22 protein-coding genes are annotated in these 22,613 nt (G+C 68.9%); 5 read left to right on the top strand and 17 right to left on the bottom strand.

Features of this window, described 5'->3' with window-relative positions; translation table 11 throughout:
* Positions 1 to 52: 52 nt before the first annotated feature.
* The 15 genes from dapF to dapA form a co-directional block, all read right to left on the bottom strand.
* The gene (dapF, locus tag BJQ95_RS05795; protein WP_130175944.1) at positions 53 to 934 is read right to left on the bottom strand and encodes a diaminopimelate epimerase; all 882 of its coding nucleotides are present in this window, start codon (positions 932 to 934) and stop codon (positions 53 to 55) included.
* Between the two features lie 39 nt (positions 935 to 973).
* Positions 974 to 1,882: a tRNA (adenosine(37)-N6)-dimethylallyltransferase MiaA gene (gene miaA, locus BJQ95_RS05790; RefSeq protein WP_130175943.1), complete on the bottom strand. Its 909-nt coding sequence runs from the start codon at positions 1,880 to 1,882 to the stop codon at positions 974 to 976.
* A 6-nt stretch (positions 1,883 to 1,888) separates the two neighbouring features.
* Complete coding sequence (miaB, locus tag BJQ95_RS05785; protein ID WP_130175942.1) at positions 1,889 to 3,550, bottom strand: tRNA (N6-isopentenyl adenosine(37)-C2)-methylthiotransferase MiaB; 1,662 nt, start codon at positions 3,548 to 3,550, stop codon at positions 1,889 to 1,891.
* An 88-nt stretch (positions 3,551 to 3,638) separates the two neighbouring features.
* Positions 3,639 to 4,268, bottom strand: a complete 630-nt coding sequence (locus BJQ95_RS05780) for a regulatory protein RecX (RefSeq protein WP_130175941.1) — start codon at positions 4,266 to 4,268, stop codon at positions 3,639 to 3,641.
* Between the two features lie 5 nt (positions 4,269 to 4,273).
* Complete coding sequence (gene recA, locus BJQ95_RS05775; protein ID WP_130175940.1) at positions 4,274 to 5,416, bottom strand: recombinase RecA; 1,143 nt, start codon at positions 5,414 to 5,416, stop codon at positions 4,274 to 4,276.
* Positions 5,417 to 5,766: 350 nt separating this feature from the next.
* Positions 5,767 to 5,988, bottom strand: coding sequence for a DUF3046 domain-containing protein (locus tag BJQ95_RS05770; RefSeq protein WP_130175939.1), 222 nt, complete (start codon positions 5,986 to 5,988; stop codon positions 5,767 to 5,769).
* A 73-nt stretch (positions 5,989 to 6,061) separates the two neighbouring features.
* Positions 6,062 to 6,370, bottom strand: coding sequence for a helix-turn-helix domain-containing protein (locus tag BJQ95_RS05765; RefSeq protein WP_088455722.1), 309 nt, complete (start codon positions 6,368 to 6,370; stop codon positions 6,062 to 6,064).
* Between the two features lie 166 nt (positions 6,371 to 6,536).
* Positions 6,537 to 7,052, bottom strand: coding sequence for a CinA family protein (locus tag BJQ95_RS05760; RefSeq protein ID WP_130175938.1), 516 nt, complete (start codon positions 7,050 to 7,052; stop codon positions 6,537 to 6,539).
* Between the two features lies 1 nt (position 7,053).
* Positions 7,054 to 7,653, bottom strand: a complete 600-nt coding sequence (gene pgsA / locus BJQ95_RS05755) for a CDP-diacylglycerol--glycerol-3-phosphate 3-phosphatidyltransferase (protein ID WP_130175937.1) — start codon at positions 7,651 to 7,653, stop codon at positions 7,054 to 7,056.
* A 4-nt stretch (positions 7,654 to 7,657) separates the two neighbouring features.
* Complete coding sequence (locus BJQ95_RS05750; RefSeq protein WP_130175936.1) at positions 7,658 to 10,570, bottom strand: DNA translocase FtsK; 2,913 nt, start codon at positions 10,568 to 10,570, stop codon at positions 7,658 to 7,660.
* Between the two features lie 144 nt (positions 10,571 to 10,714).
* Complete coding sequence (locus BJQ95_RS05745) at positions 10,715 to 11,941, bottom strand: ABC transporter permease (RefSeq protein WP_130175935.1); 1,227 nt, start codon at positions 11,939 to 11,941, stop codon at positions 10,715 to 10,717.
* Positions 11,938 to 12,711 carry an ABC transporter ATP-binding protein gene (locus BJQ95_RS05740; protein WP_130175934.1) on the bottom strand — a complete coding sequence of 258 codons (774 nt, stop codon included), beginning with the start codon at positions 12,709 to 12,711 and terminating at the stop codon, positions 11,938 to 11,940. The genes BJQ95_RS05745 and BJQ95_RS05740 overlap by 4 nt, the downstream gene beginning before the upstream one ends.
* Positions 12,708 to 13,790, bottom strand: coding sequence for a hypothetical protein (locus tag BJQ95_RS05735; protein WP_240694546.1), 1,083 nt, complete (start codon positions 13,788 to 13,790; stop codon positions 12,708 to 12,710). Before BJQ95_RS05735 ends, BJQ95_RS05740 begins: the two co-directional genes overlap by 4 nt.
* Positions 13,791 to 13,973: 183 nt before the next feature.
* Entirely contained in the window at positions 13,974 to 15,650 is a 1,677-nt protein-coding gene (locus BJQ95_RS05730; RefSeq protein ID WP_130175933.1) for a ribonuclease J, read from the bottom strand.
* A gap of 87 nt (positions 15,651 to 15,737) precedes the next feature.
* On the bottom strand, positions 15,738 to 16,715 hold the full coding sequence (gene dapA / locus BJQ95_RS05725; protein WP_130175932.1) for a 4-hydroxy-tetrahydrodipicolinate synthase: 978 nt from the start codon (positions 16,713 to 16,715) through the stop codon (positions 15,738 to 15,740).
* A gap of 113 nt (positions 16,716 to 16,828) precedes the next feature.
* On the opposite strand from dapA, the gene BJQ95_RS05720 reads away from it, so the two are divergent.
* From BJQ95_RS05720 to BJQ95_RS05700, 5 genes are all read left to right on the top strand, one after another.
* Complete coding sequence (locus tag BJQ95_RS05720) at positions 16,829 to 17,284, top strand: thioredoxin family protein (RefSeq protein WP_130175931.1); 456 nt, start codon at positions 16,829 to 16,831, stop codon at positions 17,282 to 17,284.
* Positions 17,281 to 17,769 (top strand): DUF4395 domain-containing protein, encoded by a 489-nt coding sequence (locus BJQ95_RS05715; protein ID WP_130175930.1) that lies wholly within the window; start codon positions 17,281 to 17,283, stop codon positions 17,767 to 17,769. The genes BJQ95_RS05720 and BJQ95_RS05715 overlap by 4 nt, the downstream gene beginning before the upstream one ends.
* 236 nt (positions 17,770 to 18,005) lie before the next feature.
* Positions 18,006 to 18,431, top strand: coding sequence for an OsmC family peroxiredoxin (locus tag BJQ95_RS05710; RefSeq protein ID WP_130176921.1), 426 nt, complete (start codon positions 18,006 to 18,008; stop codon positions 18,429 to 18,431).
* A 19-nt stretch (positions 18,432 to 18,450) separates the two neighbouring features.
* Positions 18,451 to 19,335, top strand: coding sequence for a TIGR01777 family oxidoreductase (locus BJQ95_RS05705; RefSeq protein WP_130176922.1), 885 nt, complete (start codon positions 18,451 to 18,453; stop codon positions 19,333 to 19,335).
* A gap of 349 nt (positions 19,336 to 19,684) precedes the next feature.
* Positions 19,685 to 20,665 (top strand): hypothetical protein, encoded by a 981-nt coding sequence (locus BJQ95_RS05700; RefSeq protein ID WP_130176923.1) that lies wholly within the window; start codon positions 19,685 to 19,687, stop codon positions 20,663 to 20,665.
* A 630-nt stretch (positions 20,666 to 21,295) separates the two neighbouring features.
* Here the strand turns inward: BJQ95_RS05700 and BJQ95_RS05695 are convergent.
* Complete coding sequence (locus BJQ95_RS05695; RefSeq protein ID WP_130176924.1) at positions 21,296 to 21,739, bottom strand: type IV pilus biogenesis/stability protein PilW; 444 nt, start codon at positions 21,737 to 21,739, stop codon at positions 21,296 to 21,298.
* Positions 21,736 to 22,581, bottom strand: coding sequence for a 4-hydroxy-tetrahydrodipicolinate reductase (dapB, locus tag BJQ95_RS05690; protein ID WP_130176925.1), 846 nt, complete (start codon positions 22,579 to 22,581; stop codon positions 21,736 to 21,738). The genes BJQ95_RS05695 and dapB overlap by 4 nt, the downstream gene beginning before the upstream one ends.
* Positions 22,582 to 22,613 lie beyond the last annotated feature (32 nt).

Below are 22,613 nucleotides of genomic sequence, written 5' to 3'. Positions count from 1 at the left end.
AAACGCGCGAACTTGGGGCTTAACTCGCAGTTCGCGGAATGGGACGGGCGGCTCAGGCGACGGTGAGGGTTCCGGTGAAGACCAGGGTCGCGGGACCGGAGAGCGAAACGTGCTCGCCGTCTTCGGTGGGGAACATCCGCACGCCCAGCACACCGCCGGGGACCTCGACGCGCCACTGGTTGGGCGCGCCCTGGCCGGCCCAGTGCCGAGTGGCCAGCGCGGCCGCGACAGCGCCGGTGCCGCAGGAGAGGGTTTCGCCGCTGCCGCGCTCGTGCACGCGCATCCGGATACGGCCGACGCCGTCGACCACCAGCGGGTCGTGCGGCAGCACGAATTCCACATTGGCTCCCTCGGCCGGCTCCGGTTCGAGCTGCGGGATGAAGGTGAGGTCGGCGCTGTCGAGCTCGCCCTCGTCGGCGAGGGCGACGACGACGTGCGGGTTGCCCACATTGATGCCGAGGCCCGGGCGGGCCACAGCGAGGTTCTTGGCGCGCACGAGGGTCTCCCCCGGCTCCAGACGCCAGCGGCCCAGGTCCACCTGGTAGCCGGTGGCGTTCCGCTGCACGTCGCGCACCCCGCTGCGGGTGCCGATGGCCAGGGTCTCGCCAGGGCCGAGCTCGACCAGCCCTTGCTCGAGCAGGAACCGGGTGTAGACGCGGATGCCATTGCCGCACATCTCCGACACCGTGCCGTCGGCGTTCCAGTAGTCCATGAACCACTCAGCACCGTCGTCTTCGGCGAGGGCGGCCGCGCCGGCGTCGAGGTGGGCGGAGCGCACGGCGCGGATGATGCCGTCGGCTCCGACGCCGAACTGGCGGTCGCAGATGTCCTGAATCTGCTCGGGCGTGAGCGTCAGCAGACCGTCGGGGTCGGCGAAGAGCACGAAGTCGTTGCCGGTGCCGTGGCCTTTGGAGAAGTGCAGATCGATGCCCATGTGCCCAGTTTAGGGACTCGGGCCCGCGTGCTTCTCGCGTCAGGGCAGCTGAGCGGCCGCCTGCTCGACACGGTCGGGGGCGTCGGCGTCGATCCAGTGTGTGTGCGGGTCGCGTTTGAACCAGCTCACCTGGCGGCGGGCATAACGCCGGGTGAGTTGCTGGGTCGCTTCGACGGCGTCGGCCTGTGCGAGGGTGCCGCGCACCTGGCCGAGGGCCTGCGCGTAGCCGATCGCCCGGCTGGCGGTCACGCCGCCCTCCAGCCCCGCGGGGAGCAGCCCGCGCACCTCCTCGACGAGTCCGGCCGCCCACATCCGGTCCACCCGGGCATCCAGCCGCGGGGTGAGAACCTCGCGGGGCAGGCGCAGACCGAGTGTCACGGCGGGCATCCAGTAGACCGGATCTCCCGGTAGCACTGCGGTGTGCGGGGCGCCGGTGAGCTCGACGACCTCGAGGGCACGCACAATCCGGCGACCGTTGCTGGCGCCGATGCGCACGGCGGAGTCCGGGTCGACGGTCTTCAGTCGTTCATAGAGCAGGCCGGGACCCTGCTCGACCAGTTCGGCCTCGAGCCGGGCGCGCAGCACGGGGTCGGTGCCGGGAAACTGGAAGTCGTAGACCACCGAGGAGACGTACAGGCCGGACCCACCGACCAGGATCGGCACGGCGCCACGCTCGAGGATGCCGGTGATGGCGGTACGAGCCTCGACCTGGTAGCGGGCGACGGTGGCCTCGTCGGTCACGTCGAGCACGTCCAGCAGGTGGTGCGGCACTCCGCGGCGTTCGGCCACCGGCAGTTTGGCGGTGCCGATGTTCATGCCGCGGTACAGCTGCATGGCGTCGGCGTTCACGATCTCGGCCGGGCGGCCGGCCGTGATCAACCGTTCGGCGAGGTCCAGCGACAGCTCGGATTTGCCGGTACCGGTCGGCCCGACGATGACAACGAGCACCGCGGTCTAGCGTTCTTGGTCGTCGACGGGGTAGATCGGGATGGTCGTGGCGCCGCCGTGCTGGTTGAGGTTCGTGAGGTTCAGCGCGGCCGGGCCGCCCACCCGCAGGGTCGGTAGGCCCAGCGAGACGGCGCTGCTGGTGCCGGCCGGGGTGGGCACTCCGCAGGACTCGGCCTGCTCCCGGTCCCAGGCGTCGCCGGCGATGGTGCGGCGGATGCGCAAGGGCGCGCCGTCGAGGGAATCGGCGATGAGGTGGAACGGCGCGGCCTGGGTGACCGTGACGGTGACCATGTCGCCGGGGCGGGGCAGGTCGGAACCGGCCGGCACGTCGAAGTGCACCAGGCGGCTGTCGGGTGCGCGGCCGCTGAGCCGGTGGGTCGCCCCGTCCTTGCGGCCTTCGCCGTTGGCGACGAGCAGTTCGACCTCACGATTGACGACCTTGCTGTTCTCTTCCCAAGAGATCCGTTCCTGCAGGGCGATGAGCCGCTCGTAGCGGTCCTGCACGATGGCCTTGGGCACCTGGTCGGCCATGGTGGCGGCGGGAGTGCCCGGCCGGATCGAGTACTGGAAGGTGAAGGCCGTGGCGAACCGGGACTCCTCGACGACCCGTATGGTCTCGAGGAAGTCCTCCTCGGTCTCGCCGGGGAAGCCGACGATGATGTCGGTGCTGATCGCCGCGTCGGGCATCTGCGCGCGCACCCGCTCGAGGATGCCGAGGAACTTGGTGGAACGGTAGGAGCGGCGCATGGCCTTGAGCACACGGTCGGATCCGGACTGCAGCGGCATGTGCAGCTGCGGCATCACGGCGGGGGTCTCGGCCATGGCGTCGATGACGTCGTCGGTGAAGGCGGCGGGGTGCGGGCTGGTGAAGCGGATGCGTTCGAGCCCCTCGATCTGGCCGGCCGCGCGCAGCAGCTTACCGAACGCGAGCCGGTCGCCGAATTCCACGCCGTAGGAGTTCACGTTCTGGCCGAGCAGGGTCACCTCGATCGCTCCGTCGTCGACGAGGGCCTGGATCTCGGCGAGGATCTCACCGGGACGACGGTCCTTCTCCTTGCCGCGGAGCGCCGGCACGATGCAGAACGTGCAGGTGTTGTTGCAGCCGACCGAGATCGACACCCAGCCGCTGTAACTGGAGTCGCGCTTGGTGGGCAGGGTGGAGGGGAACGTCTCGAGGGACTCGAGGATCTCGAGCTGGGCCTCGCCGTTGTGCCGGGCACGTTCGAGCAGGCTGGGCAGGGAGCCCATGTTGTGGGTGCCGAACACCACGTCCACCCAGGGGGCCTTGGCGAGGATGGTGGCCTTGTCCTTCTGGGCGAGGCAGCCGCCCACGGCGATCTGCATGCCGGCGTGCTTGCGCTTGACCGAGGCCAAGTAGCCGAGGTTGCCGTAGAGCTTGTTGTCGGCGTTCTCGCGCACCGCGCAGGTGTTGATCACGACGATGTCGGCCTCGGCGCCCGCGGCCGACACGTAGCCGGCGGCCTCGAGCGAGCCGCTGAGCCGTTCGGAGTCGTGCACGTTCATCTGGCAGCCGAAGGTGCGCACCTCGTAGGTGCGGGGCCGACCCTCGTCGTCTCGCGCCGCCGACGACGGGGCGATCACGGTCGTCGTGTGCGACGGGTCGACGGACGGCGGGGTGGCGAGGGGTGGTGCGGTGACGCTGCTCATAGTTCCCTCAGCTTACGCGTGCGCGGGCCCGCTGTTCCCAGCGAGCCCGCGAAGCGGTCAACGGACCGTTCTAGCGGAACGGACCGTTCTAGCGGAACCGGACCGTGGAGACCCGGCCGGAGCCCCGCCGGGACGCCAGGGCCGCCTTGACGGCGTCACGCACCACCGCGGAGGCGTAGCCCTTGCGCATCAGGAACCCGGTGAGCCGGCGGTCGATGGTGGCATCGTCGAACCGGTCCAGCTGCTGCACGCGCTTGAGCGCCAGTTCGGTGGCACGCTCAGCCTCGTCGTCGGGCATCTCGTCGATTTTCTCGGCGATCAGTTCGGCATCCAGCCCGCGCTGGCGCATTTCGGCGGCGACACCGCTGCGGCCCAGGCCCTTGCGCTCGTGGTGGCTGTGCATGATCTGGTCGGCGAGTTTCTCTTCGTCCAGATAGTGCAGTTCGGCGAAGCGTTCGAGGATCTCCTGCACCGCCTCCTCGTCGATGTCGGTGGAGCGCAGCAGCTTCTGGGCTTCGATGACCGAGAGGGAACGGCAGCGCAGGCGCTGCAGGAGCATCTTCTCTGCCTGTTCGCGTTCTTCGGCCGCGTCCTCCACGGCGTCGTCCGCCTGTTCGGCGGGACTCGCTCCCGGCAGGTAGGTCACCGGGGCGAGACCGGCGCCGTCCGCCGCCGAACCGGCAGTACCCTTACCCGGCGAGGGTTCGAAGTGCACCATGACCGCTAGGCGCCCTTGCGTGCGGCGGCCTTGGCCGCGATCGATGGCACCTTGGCGCCGTCGGTGCCGGTGGCCGCGCCCGTTGCCGCGGCCTCGGCGGCGGCCGCTGCGGTGGCGGCGTCATCCGTGGCCTTCTTCGCGGCCTTGCCCTCTGCGCCCACGCCGAGTTTGCCCAGGATCTTGGTCTCGATCTCGTTGGCCATGTCGGGGTTGCGCAGCAGGAAGTTCCTCGAGTTCTCCTTGCCCTGGCCGAGCTGATCGCCGTCGTAGGTGTACCAGGCGCCGGACTTCTTGACGATGCCCTGGTCGACGCCGAAGTCGATCAGGCTGCCCTCGCGGGAGATGCCCACGCCGTAGATGATGTCGAACTCGGCCTGCTTGAAGGGCGGCGCCATCTTGTTCTTGACGACCTTGACCCTGGTGCGGTTACCGACGGCTTCGGTGCCGTCCTTGAGGGTTTCGATGCGGCGGATGTCCAGCCGCACCGAGGCGTAGAACTTGAGCGCCTTACCGCCGGCGGTGGTCTCCGGGCTGCCGAACATGACGCCGATCTTTTCGCGCAGCTGGTTGATGAAGATCATGGTGGTGTTGGTCTGGCTGAGGCCACCGGTGAGCTTGCGCAGCGCCTGGGACATCAGGCGGGCCTGCAGGCCCACGTGGGAGTCACCCATCTCGCCTTCGATTTCGGCGCGCGGCACGAGAGCGGCGACGGAGTCGATGACAATCAGGTCGATCGAGCCGCTTCGCACCAGCATGTCGGCGATTTCGAGCGCCTGCTCACCGGTGTCAGGCTGGGAGACCAGGAGGGCGTCGATGTCGACGCCGAGCTTCTTGGCGTATTCGGGATCTAGGGCGTGCTCCGCGTCGATGAACGCGGCGATGCCGCCGTTCTTTTGCGCGTTCGCGATGGCGTGCAGGGTGAGGGTGGTCTTACCCGAGGACTCCGGGCCGTAGATCTCCACGATCCGGCCGCGGGGCAGTCCGCCTATACCGAGGGCGACGTCCAACGCGATCGACCCGGTGGAGATGGTCTCAACGGGGGCGCGGTCGTCGCTGCCGAGGCGCATGACCGAGCCCTTGCCGAACTGGCGGTCAATCTGGGCGAGGGCGGTGTCGAGTGCCTTCTCGCGGTCTGCTGCTGATGCCATGGTGTGCTCCTTCTGGTCGTGCGCGTGGCGCCTATAGGCTGTCGTTTCGATCGGCGGGAGGACCCCGGTGACCGCCCTCGACAAGGCAAGTGCGCGGTTGTCGTTGACGAATCCGACTGTACGCAGCCCCACCGACACTGGCCGGTGGACATTGCAACGGTGGACAATCCGTCTTCGACTTCTACTGTGGAGGAGCCTACCAAGAACCGAACACGCATTCGACACTGCTTCGGTGTGTCGGAAACTTCTCCCGAAACGACCAACGGCCCGGCTGGAGGGCCGGGCCGTTGCTGGGTCATGATGCGCTGTCGTCTGTGTGGCTGCCGGACGGGTGGCTGCCGGCGTGCCGGTCAGCCTCGGGCCGGCGGAAGCCCGGCCCCGTGTCGGCGCCCGTGCGGGACATCAGTCTCGGCGCACAGCGCCAGCCAGACGTCGCGGGCGGGCACCCCGCCCGCGAGAGCCTGATCGGCGGTGCGCCCGAGCGGTCCGAGAACGAGGTCCCGGGTGAGCACCCGACCGTAGCTTTCGCCGAACTCGTCTTTCAGAGCCTGACGGAACTCGCTCAGTCGCATGCGGTGCTCACTCGGCTTTCGTTCATTCGGCTGTCGTTCATTCGTGCAGTGCGAGTGCTGTGGGGATGGCCGATCAGCGCATCATCATGCTGGCGTCGAACTTGGCAACCAGCTCGTCGGGCACGGTGTCGGGGAAACGATCGATTCCCTCGATGACGGCCAGACGATCGCCGACCTCGCGCATGATCACCGAGATGGGTGTGTCAAGCGCGTCCGCGACCGAGGCAAGAATCTCGGATGAGGCTTCTTTCTGGCCGCGTTCCACTTCAGACAGGTAGCCGAGGGCCACACTTGCCTTGCTCGCAACCTGACGCAGGGTGCGACCCTTCTGCAGGCGGAAGTCCCTGAGCACATCGCCGATTTCCTGACGAACAAGAATCATCGGAACCTCCTTCTTCGTGCTGTCTTGACTGCTGGGGCCCACTCAACCGGTCAGTTTCGTGTAGCGGATGGCCAACAGTACTCTATCCATCCGACACCTCGAGATTACCGAGGATGACTGGACTTTTCTTGTGAATATGTGTTCTGTAACCCACCGGTAATACGAACTATTCCGTGATCTCCAGCTTTGTGGATTCCATCAGCGCACTCACAGCTTCAATCGCGTGCGCAACGGTCTGCGCCCGGATCTCGGCCCGGTCTCCCGCGAGGGAGATCGGTATGGCGCGCACTTTATCCTCGAATGCGAGTCCCAGGTAGACCGTGCCGACGCTTTGGCCGTCTTGTTCGTCTGGGCCGGCCACTCCGGTGGTCGAGATGCCGATGTCGGCCGGGCGTCCGTCCACCGCCAGGGCGGTGCACACCCCGGCGGCCATCTGCCTGGCGACCTCGGGGTGCACGGCCCCGTGCTCGGCCAGCAGGGTCTCGTCCACACCCAGCAGCGTGTGCTTGAGCGGCGTCTGGTAGGCCACCACTCCCCCGGCCACCACGACGGATGCGCCGGGGATGCGGACGAGTTCGGCCACGAGCAATCCGCCGGTCAGGGACTCCGCCACGGCGATGGTGAGGTGCCGGGCGGTGAGGACGGCGACCAGGGCGGCGGCGGCATCCGGGTGGGCCGTCATGTCAGGACGGGGTCGGTTTGGCGTGCTGGTTCTCCCGGCGGGCGGCGACGAGGTATTCGATGCCGGTGTACACCGTCAGCAGCAGGGCGATGGTCATCGTGATGGTGTTGACCCAGTTGATCCAGTCGCCCAGGACCAGCCAGAGCGGCAGCAGGGCCAGCGAGATCGCCACGGACTGGGCAAGGGTCTTGAGCTTGCCGCCGCGGGACGCCGGGATGACCCGGTCGCGCAGCATGGCGAACCGGAAGACCGTGATGCCGACCTCCCGGACCAGGATCACGATGGTGACCCACCACGGCAGCTCCAACAGGATGGACAGGCCGATCAGCGCGGCGCCGGTGAGGATCTTGTCGGCGATCGGGTCCAGCAGCTTGCCCAGGTCGGTGACCAGGTTGTAGCGCCGGGCGATGGCCCCGTCGACGCCGTCGGTGGCGATGGCCACGATGAAGAGCACGGCGGCCCACCAGCGGAGGGCGCCGTCGGCGCCGTTGTCGGCCAGCAGCATCCAGAAGAACACCGGTGCGAGCAGGATCCGCACGATGGTGATGATGTTCGGCAGGTTCCAGTTGGACGGCTTGGCCGGGGTGCTCGGTGTAACCATGGGGTCATTCCCTGTCGGTGAGTTGCCAGGCGTCTTCGTCCGAGTCGCCGTCTTCCTCAGCGTACCCTTCGCTCATCTTCGCCACCGGGTCGTCGGCGTAGCGAGGATCGGGCGCGGTCTGCTCGTGCGCCTGCTGCCGCTGGGACTCTTCGAACTGCGTGCGGGCGGTGGCGGCGTGGTGCTCGGCGTCGGAGCCGCGCAGCTTGGCCAGGACGCTGGGCAGCTGCTCGGCGGTCACCAGCACGTCGCGGGCCTTGGAGCCCTCGGACGGGCCGACGATCTCCCGGGATTCAAGCAGGTCCATCATGCGGCCGGCCTTGGCGAAGCCCACTCGGAGCTTGCGCTGCAGCATCGAGGTGGAGCCGAACTGGGTGGACACGACGAGTTCGGCGGCGGCGAGCAGAACCTCGAGATCGTCGCCGATATCGGAGTCGATCTCCTTGCGCGGCGCCTCGGCGGACACGTCGGGCCGGTAGTCGGGCCTGGCCTGCTGGGTGACGTGCTTGACGACCTTCTCGATCTCGGCCTCGTTGACCCAGGCGCCCTGCACGCGCAGGGCTTTGGAGGCGCCCATCGGCAGGAACAGGGCGTCGCCCTGGCCGATCAGCTTGTCGGCGCCGGGCTGGTCGAGGATGACCCTGGAGTCGGTGACACTGGTGACGGCGAAGGCCAGGCGGGACGGCACATTGGCCTTGATCAGGCCGGTGACCACGTCGACGCTGGGGCGCTGGGTGGCCAGCACCAGGTGAATTCCCGAGGCTCGGGCGAGCTGGGTGATCCGCACGATCGAGTCTTCGACGTCACGCGGGGCGACCATCATGAGGTCGGCGAGCTCGTCCACCACCACGAGCAGGTAGGGGTAGGGCTTGAGCTTGCGGGCGCTGCCTGCCGGCAGCACGATCTCGTTGTTGACCACGGCCTTGTTGAAGTCGTCGATGTGGCGGAAGCCGAAGCTGGCCAGGTCGTCGTAGCGCATGTCCATCTCCTTCACGACCCACTGCAGCGCTTCGGCGGCCTTCTTGGGGTTCGTGATGATGGGAGTGATCAGGTGCGGAACTCCGGCGTACGCGGCCAACTCGACCCGCTTCGGGTCGATCAACACCATGCGCACGTCGCTGGGCTTGGCCCGCATGAGCAGGCTCGTGATCATCGAGTTGACGAAGCTGGACTTTCCGGAGCCGGTGGACCCGGCCACGAGCAGGTGGGGCATCTTGGCGAGGTTGGCGATGACGAATCCGCCGCCGACGTCCTTGCCCACACCGATGGTCATCGGGTGGGTGCTGTTGGTGGCGGTCGTGGACCGCAGCACGTCACCGAGGGTGACGATCTCGCGGTCGGTGTTGGGGATCTCGATGCCGATGGCGCTCTTGCCGGGGATGGGCGAGAGGATGCGCACTTCATTGGAGGCGACAGCATAGGACAGGTTCTTGCTCAGCGCGGTGACGCGCTCCACCTTGACGCCCGGACCGAGTTCGATCTCGTACTGGGTGACCGTGGGGCCGCGGGAGAAGCCGGTGACCCTGGCGTCCACCGAGAACTGGCTGAGCACCTCGGTGATGGACTTGACGATCTCGTCGTTGGCGGCCGACCGGGCCTTGGCCGGCGGGCCGGCGGTGAGGGTCGTGGCGGAGGGCAGCACGTAGGGCAGGTTCGGCTTCTCGCCGAACTCGTATCCGGCCACTCCGCGGTCGACCGAGGCGGCGGCCTGATCGAGTTCGTCCAGAGCCGGGATTGCCTCGGTGAGTCCTTCTGGATCGTCTGAGGACAGTCCCGTGACGTGTGGCAGCGCATCCACTTCACCCGTGTAGCGCTTGATGGCTTCTTCGGCCTTGAGCAGGTCTTCGAGCACCTCGGTGCCGTAGTGGTCGTTGTGCACGGGGGGAACGTGGGCCTGGGCCGACTCCAGGGCCGTGTCGAAGCCGCCCTTGGCCGCATCCGCGCTGTGGTTGAGCAGTGTGCTGAGCGGGTCCGCGGCGGGCGGCTGGGCCTCGTCGGACTCGCTCGACATGGCGCTGCTGAAGTCGGGGTCCTCTTCGCGCTTGCTGGTGTTGCGCCGCCACCAGGGCAGGGCGCCCTCGTCGGTGTCGTCGTCGTTGCCGGCCTCGAGTCCGTCGAGTTCGATCTGCTTGGTCTTGAGCGCCTGGATGCGTTCCTGGCGGATCTCCTTGGCGGCCGCGCGCTCCTCAGGGGCGGGCAACGGGGCGCCGAAGAGCCAGGCGTAGAGTTCCCGGCTGCGTTCGCCGATCTTGTTCGGCGGGGTCTTCGTGATGATGAAGAGGCTGAGGATCAGCAGCAGGATCACGACGATGGCCGCGCCCACGGTGGTGATCAGGAAGATCAGCGGGGTCGCGATCATCCAACCGAGCACACCGCCGGAGAGGGCGAGCACCTCCACGCCCTGCTCGGGGTCCGGCTGCCCGCCGAAGATGTGGCAGAGGCCGGAGACCGTGACCAGAAGCAGGGAGAGGCCGATGCCGATGCGACCGTTGTCGTGCACGGAGCTCGGATTGCGGAACAGCCAGATCGCGAAGAGCATGATGATCACCGGCAGGGCGAAGGCGACCCGGCCGAAGAGACCACCGAAGGTCCAGGCATCCAGGGTCTGGGCCACCGGGTCGTTGATCAGGAACCACTCGATCACGGCGCCGGCGACGGCCAGCAGCACCAGGAAGAAGGGCAGTCCATCGCGGCGCTCCTCCTTGGAGAGCTGTTCGGGGCCGAGTGCGCGGGCCGCGCCGCCGGCGACGTGGGCCAGGCCCATCCAGATGCGCACGGCGATGCCCGGCTTGGACTCGGCCGCGGGGAATTTGACGGTCTTCTGGGTCGCGGTGCTGCCGGCCTTGGTGCGCGCGGTCGTTCCGGTGCCGCGCGCAGGCGTGCTGCGGGCACGCCCGGTCGACTTAGTGCTCGTAGCCATGTGTTCCACGGTACCGCCGACACCCGACATCGGCGCGATCCCACGCCCAATTGCCCGGGCGAGACCCGTCCCCGAGCTCACGAAAGCGGCCGTGTGGCTGCTCCGGCAGTGCCGTGGCGACCACACGGCCGCTTTCGCGAGTGATCAATATCGGATGGCGTCGATGACCTTGACCCGCACCGCCACCAGGGCGGGCAGCAGACCGGCGAGGGCGCCGACGACGGTGGCGCAGACGAGGCCGAGAATGGCCGCGTCCACCGGGAACGGCGGGAAATCGGCGACAGTGCCCTGGCTGATGAAACCCTGCAGCAGGGGGTTGGTCACGATGAGCACGGCGCCGATCACGCCGACCACACCGGCCACCAGGGTGGCGACGATGCTCTCCATCATCACCGAGAAGAACACCCTCCCCGCCGTGGCGCCGAAGCTGCGTCGCACCCCGATCTCGCGGATGCGTTGTTTGAGGGTCACCAGGGCGATGTTGACCAGGCCGAGGGCGCCGAGCAGCAGCACCAGGACGGCCACTCCCCCGACGAGCAGCTTGATCGATCCGAACGGGTCCTCGTTGTACGCGGCGTAGTCCTGCCGGTTCACCGACACGTCGGTTCCCGATCCGATCGCCGCGGTGAAGTCCCGCTGAATGGCGGTCGTCAGGTCCTCGCTGACCGCGGTCGGCACCCACATCTCGTAGTTGGGCACCACACCGTTCGCCGCCTGCTGTTCCGGCGAGCTCAGAGCCGTGAGGGTGTCGGCCAGCATGTACATCGCGGGCTCGGTCTCGTAGACGCTCACCGGGTAGACCCCGGTGATGACGGCGGTCGTCCTCTTGTCGCCGAGCAGGGTGGTGGTGGGATGCGTCGCCAGGTCAGGCTGGCCGAGCCTGTCGTAGTAGACCTGGTTCACCAGTACGTTGGGGGCGAGACGTTCGGCGTCGTCGGCGCTGAACCAGATGCCCTCGGTGAGCTTCACGCGGTGCATCGTGCCGTAGGCCTGGTCGACGGCCATGACACTCACCGGCACCGCGCCATCCGCGAACTGCACGGTCTGGCTGGAGTTCATGATCCGGCTAGCGTAGTCGATGCCGTACCGGTCGAGCGTGGTGGTCCAGAGCTCCTGCATGAGCTCGGTCTCCACCGGCGTGCCGTCGTTCTTCGACACGTACACGGAAAGGGTCGCCGCTCGGCCGCCCTGTCGTTCGTTCTGCTCCAGCAGGGCCTGCTCCGCCACGGCGCCGAGTCCCACGACGGTGGTGATCGCGCAGACCGCGACGGCCACGCCGATCAGCGAGAGCATCACCCGGGTCTTGTGGATGCGCAGTTCCTGCCAGGCCTCGACGAAGGAGCCGACGACGTTGCTGAGCAGGCGGTTCATGCGGGCACCGCCGCCAGGTCGTCGTCGCGCAGGTCGTCGGGCAGGCCGTCGTGCACGGCGCCGTCGGGCAGGGCCGGGTCGTCGGGAGCGCCGACGACGGTGAGCACGCCGTGGTCCAGGCGCAGGTGCCGGGTGGCCAGCGCCGCGATGGCCGGGTCGTGGGTGATGGTGATGAGGGCGGCGCCGGAGGCGGTGGCGACCTCGTCGAGCAGCGCCATCACGTCGGCGCCGGTTTCGAGGTCGAGGGCCCCGGTGGGTTCGTCGGCCAGGATCAGCCGCGGGCCGCGCACCAGCGACCTGGCGATGGCCACGCGCTGCTGTTCACCGCCGGAGAGCTTGTCGGGCATCGCGCCCAACCGGTGGCCGAGGCCGACACGGTCGAGCATCTCGGTGGCGATGCGCGCGCGCTTCCAGAACTGTTTACCCTGGGCGTAGAGCAGCGGGGTCATCACATTCTCGAGCGCCGTGCGGCCCTGCAGCAGGTTGAACTGCTGGAAGATGAAGCCCACATCGCGTCCGCGCACCCGGTCACGCTCGGCCGAGGAGAACGATTTCACCGGCCGACCGTCGAACTCGAGGTCACCCGTGGTGGGGTTGTCGAGCAGGCCCAGCAGGTTGAGCAGGGTGGACTTGCCCGAACCGCTGCGGCCCACGATGGATACCCGGTCCCCCACCGCCACGTCGAGGTCGACGCCGGAGAGGATCGTCAGCGGCGGAGCGTCAATGAGCTGGACGGTGCGGGTGACACCGGCCAGGTGCAGGAGCGTCACCGGAGCGTCATCCCGGGTTCGGAGCAGACCTCGCTGCCGTCGGGCGCGGTGATGCAGCCGTCGGCCGGTACCGCGACGGCACCGGGCACGAACTGGTTGATCAGGTCGCCCTCGGCCAGGCCCTCGATCACCTGCACGGAGGTGCCGTCATTCATTCCGAGCGTGACCGGGCGTTCTTCGGTGCTGCCGTCGGGCAGAACGAACCAGACGACGCCGGTCTCGGCGGAGCCCTTCACGGCCGTGGTGGGCACGACGAGCACGTTCTCCACCTTGCCGCCGGCGAGGGTGATCTGGGCGGCAAGGCCCGGGAACACCGTGACCCCGGCGGGGATGGCGCAGCTGACGGTGGTGCCGGAGGCGCCGCCGGTGCCGCCGGTGTCGATGCCCGACGTCGGGTCGCTGCCGGCGCCGCCGGCATCCGCCCCGGCCAGCGGGGTGGTGATGCGCAGGCCCGTGCAGGTGAACGGGGCCGGGCCGTTGGTGATGGCGATAGAGGCCTCGGTGGGCTGGGTGACCAGCCGGTACTGCTGTTCGGGGCTGAGCGATCCGCTCACGGAGTGGCTGGGCGGGGCGACCTGGCCGGTGGTGTCGCCGATGGTGACAGCCTGGCCGTGGATGACGGTGAGCGCGCTGAGTACGCCGTCCGCCGGGGCGAAGACCTTCTCAAACGTGATCGCCGGCTTCGGCTGGCTGATCGAGACCATCCCGGTGGCCGGGTCGGTTGTCTCGACGGGGTCGACAACGGTCTCTACCTTGATGTCGTAGATCTTGTCGCCCGCCACGACGGTCTGGCCGGCGGTGAAGAAGATCTCATCGACGGTTCCGGCGGCCACGGCCTTGACGGGCACTGCGGCATCCGCCGACACGGTACCGGGCAGCGTGACGTCGTTGGTGATCGTGCCCAGGGCCACGGGCACCTGCGGTTCGACGATCTGGCCGGTCGGCTGGGCCGGGTCCTGTGCCTCTGCGGTGTCGGCGAAGAAGGCCAGTTTCACCAGGGCCACGGCGATCGCCGCAATCACCAGCAGCCGGAGGATCGGAAAGACCCATTTGCGCATCACATTCACTGATTCCCCCATACTCGCACCGCACCCCCACGGTGTCGGCTGGCTCGAGCCTACGGCCAGCCCCGAGCCGTCAGGGCGACTTTCGGGCAAAGTCCTCCTGAAGGATGACGTCCTGGTCGGGCTGGAAAAAAGACGACAACCCCCGGCGCCGAGGGGCGGCCAGGGGTTGTCGGATGCTGCGGGTAGAGCGGGTGCCTACGCCTCGATGATCATCGGAACGATCATCGGGCGGCGGCGGAACGACGCCTGCACCCAGCGGCCGACGGTACGGCGCACGACCTGCGTGAGCGCGTAGGTGTCGTGGCTTCCGCTCTGGGCGGCCTCGGCCAGGGCGGCCTCGATCTTGGGCCGCACGGAGTCGAAGACCGAGTCGTCCTCGGCGAACCCCTTGGCGTGGATCTCCGGCCCGGTGATGATCTTGCCAGTGGACTTGTCGACCACGACGATGATGGAGATGAAGCCCTCTTCGGCCAGCGTGCGCCGGTCGGTGAGGTCGGCTTCGGTGATCTCGCCGACCGTGGAACCATCCACGTACACGTAACCGAGGTCGAGCTGGCCGACCTTCTTCACGTCGCCGTTGCGCAGGTCGAGCACGGTGCCGTCCTCGGCGAGGATGGCGCGTTCGACGGGAACCCCGCTCTGCACGGCGAGCTTGGCGTTGGCCACCAGGTGGCGGTATTCGCCGTGCACGGGCAGCACGTTCTTGGGCCGGAGCACGTTGTACACGTAGAGCAGCTCTCCGGCGGCGGCGTGTCCGGAGACGTGCACCTTGGCGTTGCCCTTGTGCACGACGTTGGCGCCGAGCTTGGTGAGGCCGTCGATGATGCGGTAGACCGCGTTCTCGTTGCCGGGGATCAGGCTGGAGGCCAGGATCACGGTGTCGCCGGGGCCGACCTCGATCTGGTGTTCGCTGTTCACGATGCGGCTGAGGACGGCCATCGGCTCGCCCTGCGACCCCGTGGACATGTAGACGATCTTGTTGTCCGGGATGTTCCCGGCCTTCTTGAAGTCGATCAGCACACCATCCGGCACCTTGAGGTAGCCGAGGTCGGCGGCGATGGTCATGTTGCGCACCATCGAGCGGCCCAGCAGCGCCACGCGGCGCCCGTTGGCGTGGGCGGCGTCGAGCACCTGCTGCACGCGGTGCACGTGGCTGGAGAAACTGGCGATGACCACCCGGCGCGGGGCACGGGCGATGACGTCTTCAAGCACCGGTCCGATGGCGCGCTCGCTCGGCGTGAAGCCGGGGACGTCGGCGTTGGTGGAGTCGACCAGGAACAGGTCGATGCCCTCCTCGCCGAGGCGGGCGAAGTCCCGCAGGTCCGTGATGCGGTTGTCCAGCGGCAGCTGGTCCATCTTGAAGTCACCGGTGTGCAGCACGCTGCCACCCTCGGTCTTAATCGCGACAGCGAGGGCGTCGGGGATCGAGTGGTTCACGGCGACGAACTCGAGGTTGAACGGGCCGAGGCGTTCCTTCTGGCCCTCTTTCACCTGCAGGGTGTACGGGGTGATGCGGTGTTCTTTGAGCTTGGCTTCGATGAACGCCAGCGTCAGGCCGGAGCCGATCAGCGGGATGTCCTGGCGGAGCTTGAGCAGGTAGGGCACTGCGCCGATGTGGTCTTCATGGCCGTGCGTGAGCACGATACCGACGATGTCCTTGAGGCGGTCCTTGATCGGGGTGAAGTCCGGCAGGATCAGGTCGACACCGGGCTGGTGCTCTTCGGGGAACAGCACCCCGCAGTCGACGATCAGGATTTTGCCGTTGATCTCGAAGGTGGTCATGTTCCGGCCGATTTCGCCGAGTCCGCCGATGGGCGTGACGCGAAGGGTTCCCTTGGGAAGCGCGGGCGGTGCGTATACGTCGTTGGGCATAAGCCCTCCTATTGTGGAGTTGGTGGTACGTGAAGTTGGTGCTGCTGGAGTCTGTGGTGGTGCGGTCTAGCTTCTAGCGTGTGGTCTCTAGCGTGTGGTTCCGGCGATCTTGGGCAGCGCGCCACCTGCGGCGGCGTTGCGGTCGGGGCGGAAGTTGGTGAAGTCGACGCCGGGGATGTTGCGGACCAGGTCGATCTCGTCTTCGATCATGGCGGCCTCGGATTCCTCCGGGCCGACGAGGGGCAGGCGCACGCGGGGGCTGCCGATGCGGCCCAGCCCGTGCAGGATGTACTTGGCCGCAACGGTGCCGGGCACGTGGGTCATCACGGCGCGCACGAGCGGTTCGAGCTGCTGATGAGCCAGCGTCGCCGCCTTGAGGTCGCCCGCGTTGACGGCATCCACCATCTGGCGGTACGGGGTGGCCGCGATGTTCGCGGTGACGCCGATCAGGCCGGTGGCGCCGATCGAGAGGTGCGGCAGCACGTTGGGGTCGTCGCCGGAGAAGTAGAGCAGGTCGGTCTGGTTGAGCACCCGGCTGACCTGAGCCAGGTCGCCCTTGGCGTCCTTGACGGCGAGGATGTTCGGGTGCTTCGCGGCGCGCAGGATGGTCTCGTAGGTGATCGGGATGCCCGTGCGGCCGGGGATGTCGTAGAGGATCACCGGCAGGTCGGTGGCATCCGCGATCATACGGAAGTGCGTGAGCACGCCAGCCTGGGTGGGCTTGTTGTAGTACGGGGTGACGATCATGTTGCCGTCGGCGCCGGCCTTTTCACTCTGCTTGGCGAGCTGCATGGCGTGCGCGGTCTCGTTGGAGCCGCCACCGGTGATGATCTTGGCGCGGCCGGCCGCGACATCCTTGCCGACCTCGACGAGCCGGATCTTCTCGGGGTCGGTGAGGGTGGAGGTTTCACCGGTGGTGCCGGTGACCACGATGCCGTCGGCCCCTGCGGTGATGACGTCGTCGATGTGCTTCTCGACGTCTGCCCAGGCCACCTCACCGTCAGCGGTGAATGGTGTCACCAGGGCGACGAGGACCTGCCCGAAAGGGTTGAAAGGAGTAGACACGTTTTACAGGTTATCGTCTAGCGCGCCCTCCCGCGCCTTCGCGTGTGCTCTCGCGCGCGTCATCCGCCGTCATACGGGCCGTTCGGGGCCCGCCGCGGCGTAGCCTCTCCTGCATGAACCCAGCCGCCGCCCTGCTTGTTCTGGTGCTGTTGGTCGCGCTGACCTGCGCGCTGGGGTTTCTCTGGCGTCGCCGGCAGGGCCGGGTGTCAAGCGCGAGCGCTGATCTGGTCACGGCAGCCGAGCTCGGGCTGCCCTCGTCTGATTCCGCGCCGGTCTTCGGTGCGGAGGCGACCCTGCTGCAATTCTCCACCGAGTTCTGCTCCCGCTGCCCCGGCACCAGCACCCTGCTGCGCCAGGTGGCGGATGGGCGTTCCGGCGTGCGGCACGTGGACGTGGACATCACCTGCCGGGCGGACCTCGCCCGGCGGTTCAACGTGCTGCAGACGCCGACCACGCTTGTGCTGGACGGGGCCGGCCAGGTGCGCGCCCGGGTGGGCGGTGTGCCGAACCGGGCCGCCCTGCATGCCCACCTCGACGACCTCGCCCGTGACGTTCAGGAGTTCCGATGACCCAGCCCACTCCCGCTTCCGCCACGAAACGGCCAGGGGTCGACCCGCGCGGACCCCGGTTCGGGGCCGCCGTCACCGCCGTGCTGCTGCTGCTGGCGATCTTCCTCGCGCTGGTCGGCGCATCCGTCGCCGCGCTGACCCTGCTCGCCGCGCAGACCGCGGTGTTCGCCTGGGGCACCGTGGCCGGTGTCGCGCGGCATCCGTACGGGCTGCTCTTCAAGACCTTGGTGCGCCCGCGGCTCGGCCCGGCTGCGGCACTCGAAGACCCGGCGCCGCCCACCTTCGCCCAGGGGGTCGGCCTACTGGTCGCCCTGATCGGAGTGGTACTCGGCCTCGCCGGGGTGTCGGCGGCGGTGCCCATCGCCGCAGCGGCCGCGTTCGTGGCGGCGTTCCTGAACGCGGTCTTCGACTACTGCCTGGGCTGCCAGCTCCACCTCCTACTGGTGCGAAGCGGGATTCTCGGTCGGAGCCCGGCGGCGCCCTGACCGGAGGGAGGGCCTGGTACGAGGCGGGGCTGGGCTGGGCCGGGCCGGGCTGGGCTGGGCTGGGCCGGGCTGGGCTGGGCCGGGCCGGGCTGGGCTGGGCTGGGACGGCGGGGCCGGGCTGCGCTGCGCGGGGCTGGGCTGGGCGGGGCTGGGAACCTGCCCGTTGCCCGTGGATTGACCGTGCCTGATCCGGGGCCGGCGGATAGGCTGGTGATCCACTTCCAGGAGGTAACACCATGGCCCTGACCAGCGAAGCAACCACCGTATGGACCGGCGACCTGATGACGGGTTCCGGAACCGTCACCCTCGATTCCTCGCACGGCGGATCGTTCCCGGTGAACTGGAAGGCCCGCGCAGAGGGCACCGCCAATACGACCAACCCCGAGGAACTGCTCGGTGCCGCGCACGCATCCTGCTTCTCGATGGCGCTGGCCAACATCCTCACCTCCGCCGGGCACCCGCCGACCAGCATTCAGGCCACCGCCGCGGTGACCTTCGTCGCGGGAACCGGCGTCACCGGCAGTCACCTGCTCGTGAGCGCCAGCGTTCCCGGCGTCACCGAGGAGCAGTTCGAGGCGTTCGCGCAGGACGCGAAGGTGAACTGCCCGATTTCGCAGGCGCTGACGGGCATCCCGATCACCATTGAAGCCGAGCTGGCCTGAGCGGCCGTCGGTAACTCCCATGCGCGTACTCATCTCCGGAGCCTCCGGACTCATCGGCTCCGAATTGACCCGTCAGCTGGAGGCCGCGGGGCACACCGTGCTCCGGCTCGTGCGACGCCCCCCGCAAACCCGAGCGGAGTTCCGCTGGGACCCGGCGACGTTGACCCTTGACCCTGCCGCACTCGACGGTGTGGATGCGGTGATCAACCTGTCCGGCGCCTCGATCGGGCGGCTGCCCTGGACCAAGTCCTACCGACGCCAGATCATGGAATCCCGGGTGCAGGCCACGCGCACCCTCACCGACGCCATGCGCCGCTCCGCCACGCCGCCGTCGGCGCTACTGAACGCATCCGCCGTGGGGATCTACGGCAACCGGCCCGGTGAGGAGCTCACCGAGGACTCCCAGCCCGGCTCCGACTTTCTCGCCACGGTCGTCACAACCTGGGAGGCGGAGGCCCGCCTGGCCCCTCAGGCCACCCGGGTGGTGATGCTGCGCACCGGCCTGGTGCTCGCCAAGGGTGGCGCGTTGAAGCCGTTGATGCCGATCGTGCGGCTCGGCCTCGGCGGTCCGCTCGGCCGCGGCAGCCAGGTGTGGCCGTGGGTGAGCCTGCACGATGAGGCCGCCGCGATCGTGCACCTGCTCACCTCGGAGCTCAGTGGCCCGGTGAACCTCGCCGGCCCCACCCCGGCGACCGCCAACGACGTGATCCGGGCCGTGGCCACGGCGCTGCGCCGGCCGTTCTTTGTTCCGGTGCCCGAGGTGGTGCTCACCCTCGCCCTGCAGGACGCCGCCAGGCAACTGCTACTCGCCGACCAGCGGGTGAGCTCGGCGAAGCTGGAGGCCGACGGTTTCCGCTTCACCCACCGCACGGCCGCCGAAGCGGTCAGCTGGATGCTGCGCTAGCGGGTCCGGTGCGCGGGGTAGCCGCAGCCGGGCCCGATCTCGTTGCGCCGGCGGGCCGCAGCCGGGCCCGATCTCGTTGCGCCGGCGGGCCGCAGCCGGGCCCGATCTCGTTGTGCGGGGTAGGCGCCGCTAGGCGGGTGGCGCGCCCATAGCCCAGCGGCGCCTACCCCGCACAGCTCGAGATTCCCCTCGGGTTCACCTCATCCTCACCTTCGCGGGCTGAGCCTCGCCCTCCCCGCACGCTGCTGCGCGCGGCAGGCCGGTCCTCCACAAGCTTCCCCCACCCGGAGTTTTTAACATCCGCTGTTCGGCGGCCGTGGCCGTGGCGCCTGGCGCACAGACTCGCCCAATGACCAATCACCCAGACCAACCATCCGTCCCACCCGAGGTGATCCTGGCCGCCGAGTACCGGCGCGCCCTCGGTGCCGACCTGCGCCTGCGGCGCGCTGCCGAGCGGGGCTACCTGCACCGCATCGGCTGGGGCCAGTATTGCCCCGCCGCGGTCTGGGCAGGCCTCGACCGAGACCAACGGTATGCGCTGAAGGTCCGGGCCGCGTCGCTGGCACGCGGGAGCGCGCTGCCCCTTTCGCACCAGTCTGCGGCGGCGTTGTGGCAGCTACCGCTCCTGACACCGTGGCCCGATGAGATCCATTTCCTCGGTGAACGGTCAACCGGAGGTCGCTCGGAGTCCGGCATCCGCCGGCATACGGTGGGCTTCGACGAGCGAGATGTCACTACGCGGGATGGGGTGTTGGTCACGTCGGTCGCTCGCACGGTGATCGAACTTGCGACGGTCGTGGATCTCCGGTCGGCGGTCGCCGCGGCCGACCGGGCCCTGGCTGTGGACCGGTCTGGGCGGATTCCGCCCCTCACCGAGCGGGCGACCCTGCTCGAGACGTGGCATCGGATGCTGCCGTTCCGCGGTTCGGTGCGGGCGCGCACGGTGATCGACTTCGCCACGCCGCTCTCGGGCTCCCCCGACGAGTCGGGTAGTCGAGTGACGATCGCGCTGGCCGGCCTGCCCGAGCCAGAGTTGCAGCATCCGTTCGTGATCGAGGACCGCACGGTCTTCTCCGATTTCTTCTGGCTCTACGTGCGAGGTGTGGGCGAGAGCGACGGCCGGGTGAAGTACTTCGACCCCGTGATGCTCGCCGGGCGAACTCCGGCGGAGGTGGTGTACGAAGAGAAACTCCGTGAGGATGCCATTCGGCTGCAGGTGCGCGGCTTCGTGCGCTGGGACCACGCCACCGGAATGAGCGTGCCGCGATTGACGGCGCGACTGGCGCACCTGGGCCTCACCCGGGGTCGCCCTCGACTGGCCGAGCACTGAGGGCTGCGGCATCGAAAGGGGAAGCAGCACCTGCGGATGGGGCAACTGAGGTATGCGGGGCAGGCGCCGCTGGGCCATGGGCGCGCCACCCGCTTAGCGGCGCGGCACCCGCACAACGGCCGAGGGGTGCTCAGTGGCCGAAGACCCCGGAGTGAGATCCCGGCCCGAAGACCCCGGCGCGAAAACCCCGGCGCGAGACCGCGCAGCTATGCAGCATCCGCGTAGTGGCCGCTGGCTACCCTGCGGATGGGGCGCCTCGAGGTATGCGGGGCAGGCGCCGCTGGGCTATAGGCGCGCCACCCGCATAGCGGCGCGGCACCCGCGCAGCGCACAGTGTGGACGCTCAGCGGCCGAAGACCGCGGCCGAAGACCCCGGCGCGAGACCGCGCAGCTATGCAGCATCCGCGTAGTGGCCGCTGGCTACCCTGCGGATGGGGCGCCTCGAGGTATGCGGGGCAGGCGCCGCTGGGCTATAGGCGCGCCACCCGCATAGCGGCGCGGCACCCGCGCAGCGCCCCTCCACGGCCGCGGCCGGCAGGCGCCGACGGCGGGCGCCGACGGCGGGCGCCGACGGCGGGCGCGGACGGTGGGCGCCTACGGCGGGCGCCGACGGCGGGCGCGGACGGCGGTTCAGGCCGCGGACTTCTCCAGGCTCATCGCGGTGCGGAGGGCTGAGCGGGCGCGGCGGCGATCGCCCGACGCGTCGTAGGCCAGGCCCAGGCGGAACCAGGCTCGCCAATCCTCGGGCGCGGCATCCACCGCCTCGCGGTACTGCGGGAACTGCGCGTCGGCCGCCTCGCGGAAAGGACGGCCGCTCGGGCGACTGGGCAGGTCGTTGACGGGCAAGGCGCCCTCGGCGTCGAGCTGATTGACCAGGCGTTCGCAGCGGATGCCGAAGTTGATTTCGCGCACCAGCGCCCAGGCGCCGATGAACGGGAGCACAATGAGCGCGATACCGATGAGGATGCCGACGGGCTCGCCGCTCTGCACGAAGAGCACAGCGCGCCAGCCGACGAGCACCAAGTAGAAAACCAGAAGGACGGCCATCACGATGACGGCGATGCGACCTTTCATTCGCCGGGCTCCATCTCGGCGTCTTCCGGCCCGGCAGCCGGCCCGGCAGCCGGCCCGGCAGCCGGCCCAGCGGCCGGCCCAGCGGGCTCCGCAGCGAGCACCTCGCCGGAGAGCCCGAGGTCGATCAGCTGGTCGAGGCCGACTGTCACCCCGACGCAGTCCCCGGTGGCGGCCAACGCCACCATGATGCCGCGCTCATAGGCGTCGGCGGAAAGCGTGTTGTGGGTGATCGTGAGGGTCTCCCCCGAGCCACCGAAGATCACGTCCTGCCGGGCCAGCACTCCGGCCAGACGCAGGCTGTGCACCGGGACCGTGGCAACCAGCTGGCCGCGGGCGCGCTGGTCGACGTGCGGGGCGGCGACCGGGCCGAGGCCGGCGCGGGAGGCGGCCATCAGCTCCGCGGTGCGCACGGCGGTTCCCGACGGCGAGTCGACCTTGCCCGCCTGATGCGCCTCGACGATCTCGACGGAGTCGAAGAACCGGGCCGCGAGGGCGGCGAAGGCCGTGCCGAGCACCGAGCCGAGCGAGAAATTGGGGATGATCACGGCGCCGACATCCGTGCGGCCCTTGAGTTTGTGGCCGAGCGCGTCGATCCGGGCCTGCGACCAGCCGGAGGTGCCCACGAGCACCCGGAGGCCGTTGGACACGGCGAAGTCCACGACGCTCTGGCTGACCGCCGGTGCGGTGAGGTCGATCGCCACATCAGCGCCCAGCATCTCGCTGAGCTCGCTGGTCGAGTCCAGCCGGGCCACCAGCTCGTACTCCGCCGAATTCTCCACCAGGTCGCAGACCAGGCGCCCCATCTTGCCCGTTGCGCCGATGACGGCCACCCGTGTTGTCATGCTGCCAATCTACCAAGCGCGACGGTTGCCAC

Origin of the sequence: Cryobacterium sp. SO1 (genome assembly GCF_004210215.2) — a bacterium.
GTDB lineage: Bacteria > Actinomycetota > Actinomycetes > Actinomycetales > Microbacteriaceae > Cryobacterium.
Note: the sequence above shows the minus strand (reverse complement) of the source record. Positions and strands in the feature narration are given on the sequence as shown.

Coding starts and splice junctions, on each gene's coding strand:
- BJQ95_RS05705 (WP_130176922.1), top strand. CDS start 18,451: ATGCGCGTACTCATCTCCGGAGCCTCCGGACTCATCGGCTCCGAATTG.
- recA (WP_130175940.1), bottom strand. CDS start 5,416: ATGGCATCAGCAGCAGACCGCGAGAAGGCACTCGACACCGCCCTCGCC.
- BJQ95_RS05760 (WP_130175938.1), bottom strand. CDS start 7,052: ATGACGGCCCACCCGGATGCCGCCGCCGCCCTGGTCGCCGTCCTCACC.
- dapB (WP_130176925.1), bottom strand. CDS start 22,581: ATGACAACACGGGTGGCCGTCATCGGCGCAACGGGCAAGATGGGGCGC.
- BJQ95_RS05735 (WP_240694546.1), bottom strand. CDS start 13,790: ATGGGGGAATCAGTGAATGTGATGCGCAAATGGGTCTTTCCGATCCTC.
- pgsA (WP_130175937.1), bottom strand. CDS start 7,653: ATGGTTACACCGAGCACCCCGGCCAAGCCGTCCAACTGGAACCTGCCG.
- BJQ95_RS05730 (WP_130175933.1), bottom strand. CDS start 15,650: ATGCCCAACGACGTATACGCACCGCCCGCGCTTCCCAAGGGAACCCTT.
- BJQ95_RS05710 (WP_130176921.1), top strand. CDS start 18,006: ATGGCCCTGACCAGCGAAGCAACCACCGTATGGACCGGCGACCTGATG.
- BJQ95_RS05745 (WP_130175935.1), bottom strand. CDS start 11,941: ATGAACCGCCTGCTCAGCAACGTCGTCGGCTCCTTCGTCGAGGCCTGG.
- BJQ95_RS05770 (WP_130175939.1), bottom strand. CDS start 5,988: ATGCGACTGAGCGAGTTCCGTCAGGCTCTGAAAGACGAGTTCGGCGAA.
- BJQ95_RS05695 (WP_130176924.1), bottom strand. CDS start 21,739: ATGAAAGGTCGCATCGCCGTCATCGTGATGGCCGTCCTTCTGGTTTTC.
- BJQ95_RS05720 (WP_130175931.1), top strand. CDS start 16,829: ATGAACCCAGCCGCCGCCCTGCTTGTTCTGGTGCTGTTGGTCGCGCTG.
- miaB (WP_130175942.1), bottom strand. CDS start 3,550: ATGAGCAGCGTCACCGCACCACCCCTCGCCACCCCGCCGTCCGTCGAC.
- dapF (WP_130175944.1), bottom strand. CDS start 934: ATGGGCATCGATCTGCACTTCTCCAAAGGCCACGGCACCGGCAACGAC.
- BJQ95_RS05700 (WP_130176923.1), top strand. CDS start 19,685: ATGACCAATCACCCAGACCAACCATCCGTCCCACCCGAGGTGATCCTG.
- BJQ95_RS05780 (WP_130175941.1), bottom strand. CDS start 4,268: ATGGTGCACTTCGAACCCTCGCCGGGTAAGGGTACTGCCGGTTCGGCG.
- BJQ95_RS05765 (WP_088455722.1), bottom strand. CDS start 6,370: ATGATTCTTGTTCGTCAGGAAATCGGCGATGTGCTCAGGGACTTCCGC.
- BJQ95_RS05750 (WP_130175936.1), bottom strand. CDS start 10,570: ATGGCTACGAGCACTAAGTCGACCGGGCGTGCCCGCAGCACGCCTGCG.
- BJQ95_RS05715 (WP_130175930.1), top strand. CDS start 17,281: ATGACCCAGCCCACTCCCGCTTCCGCCACGAAACGGCCAGGGGTCGAC.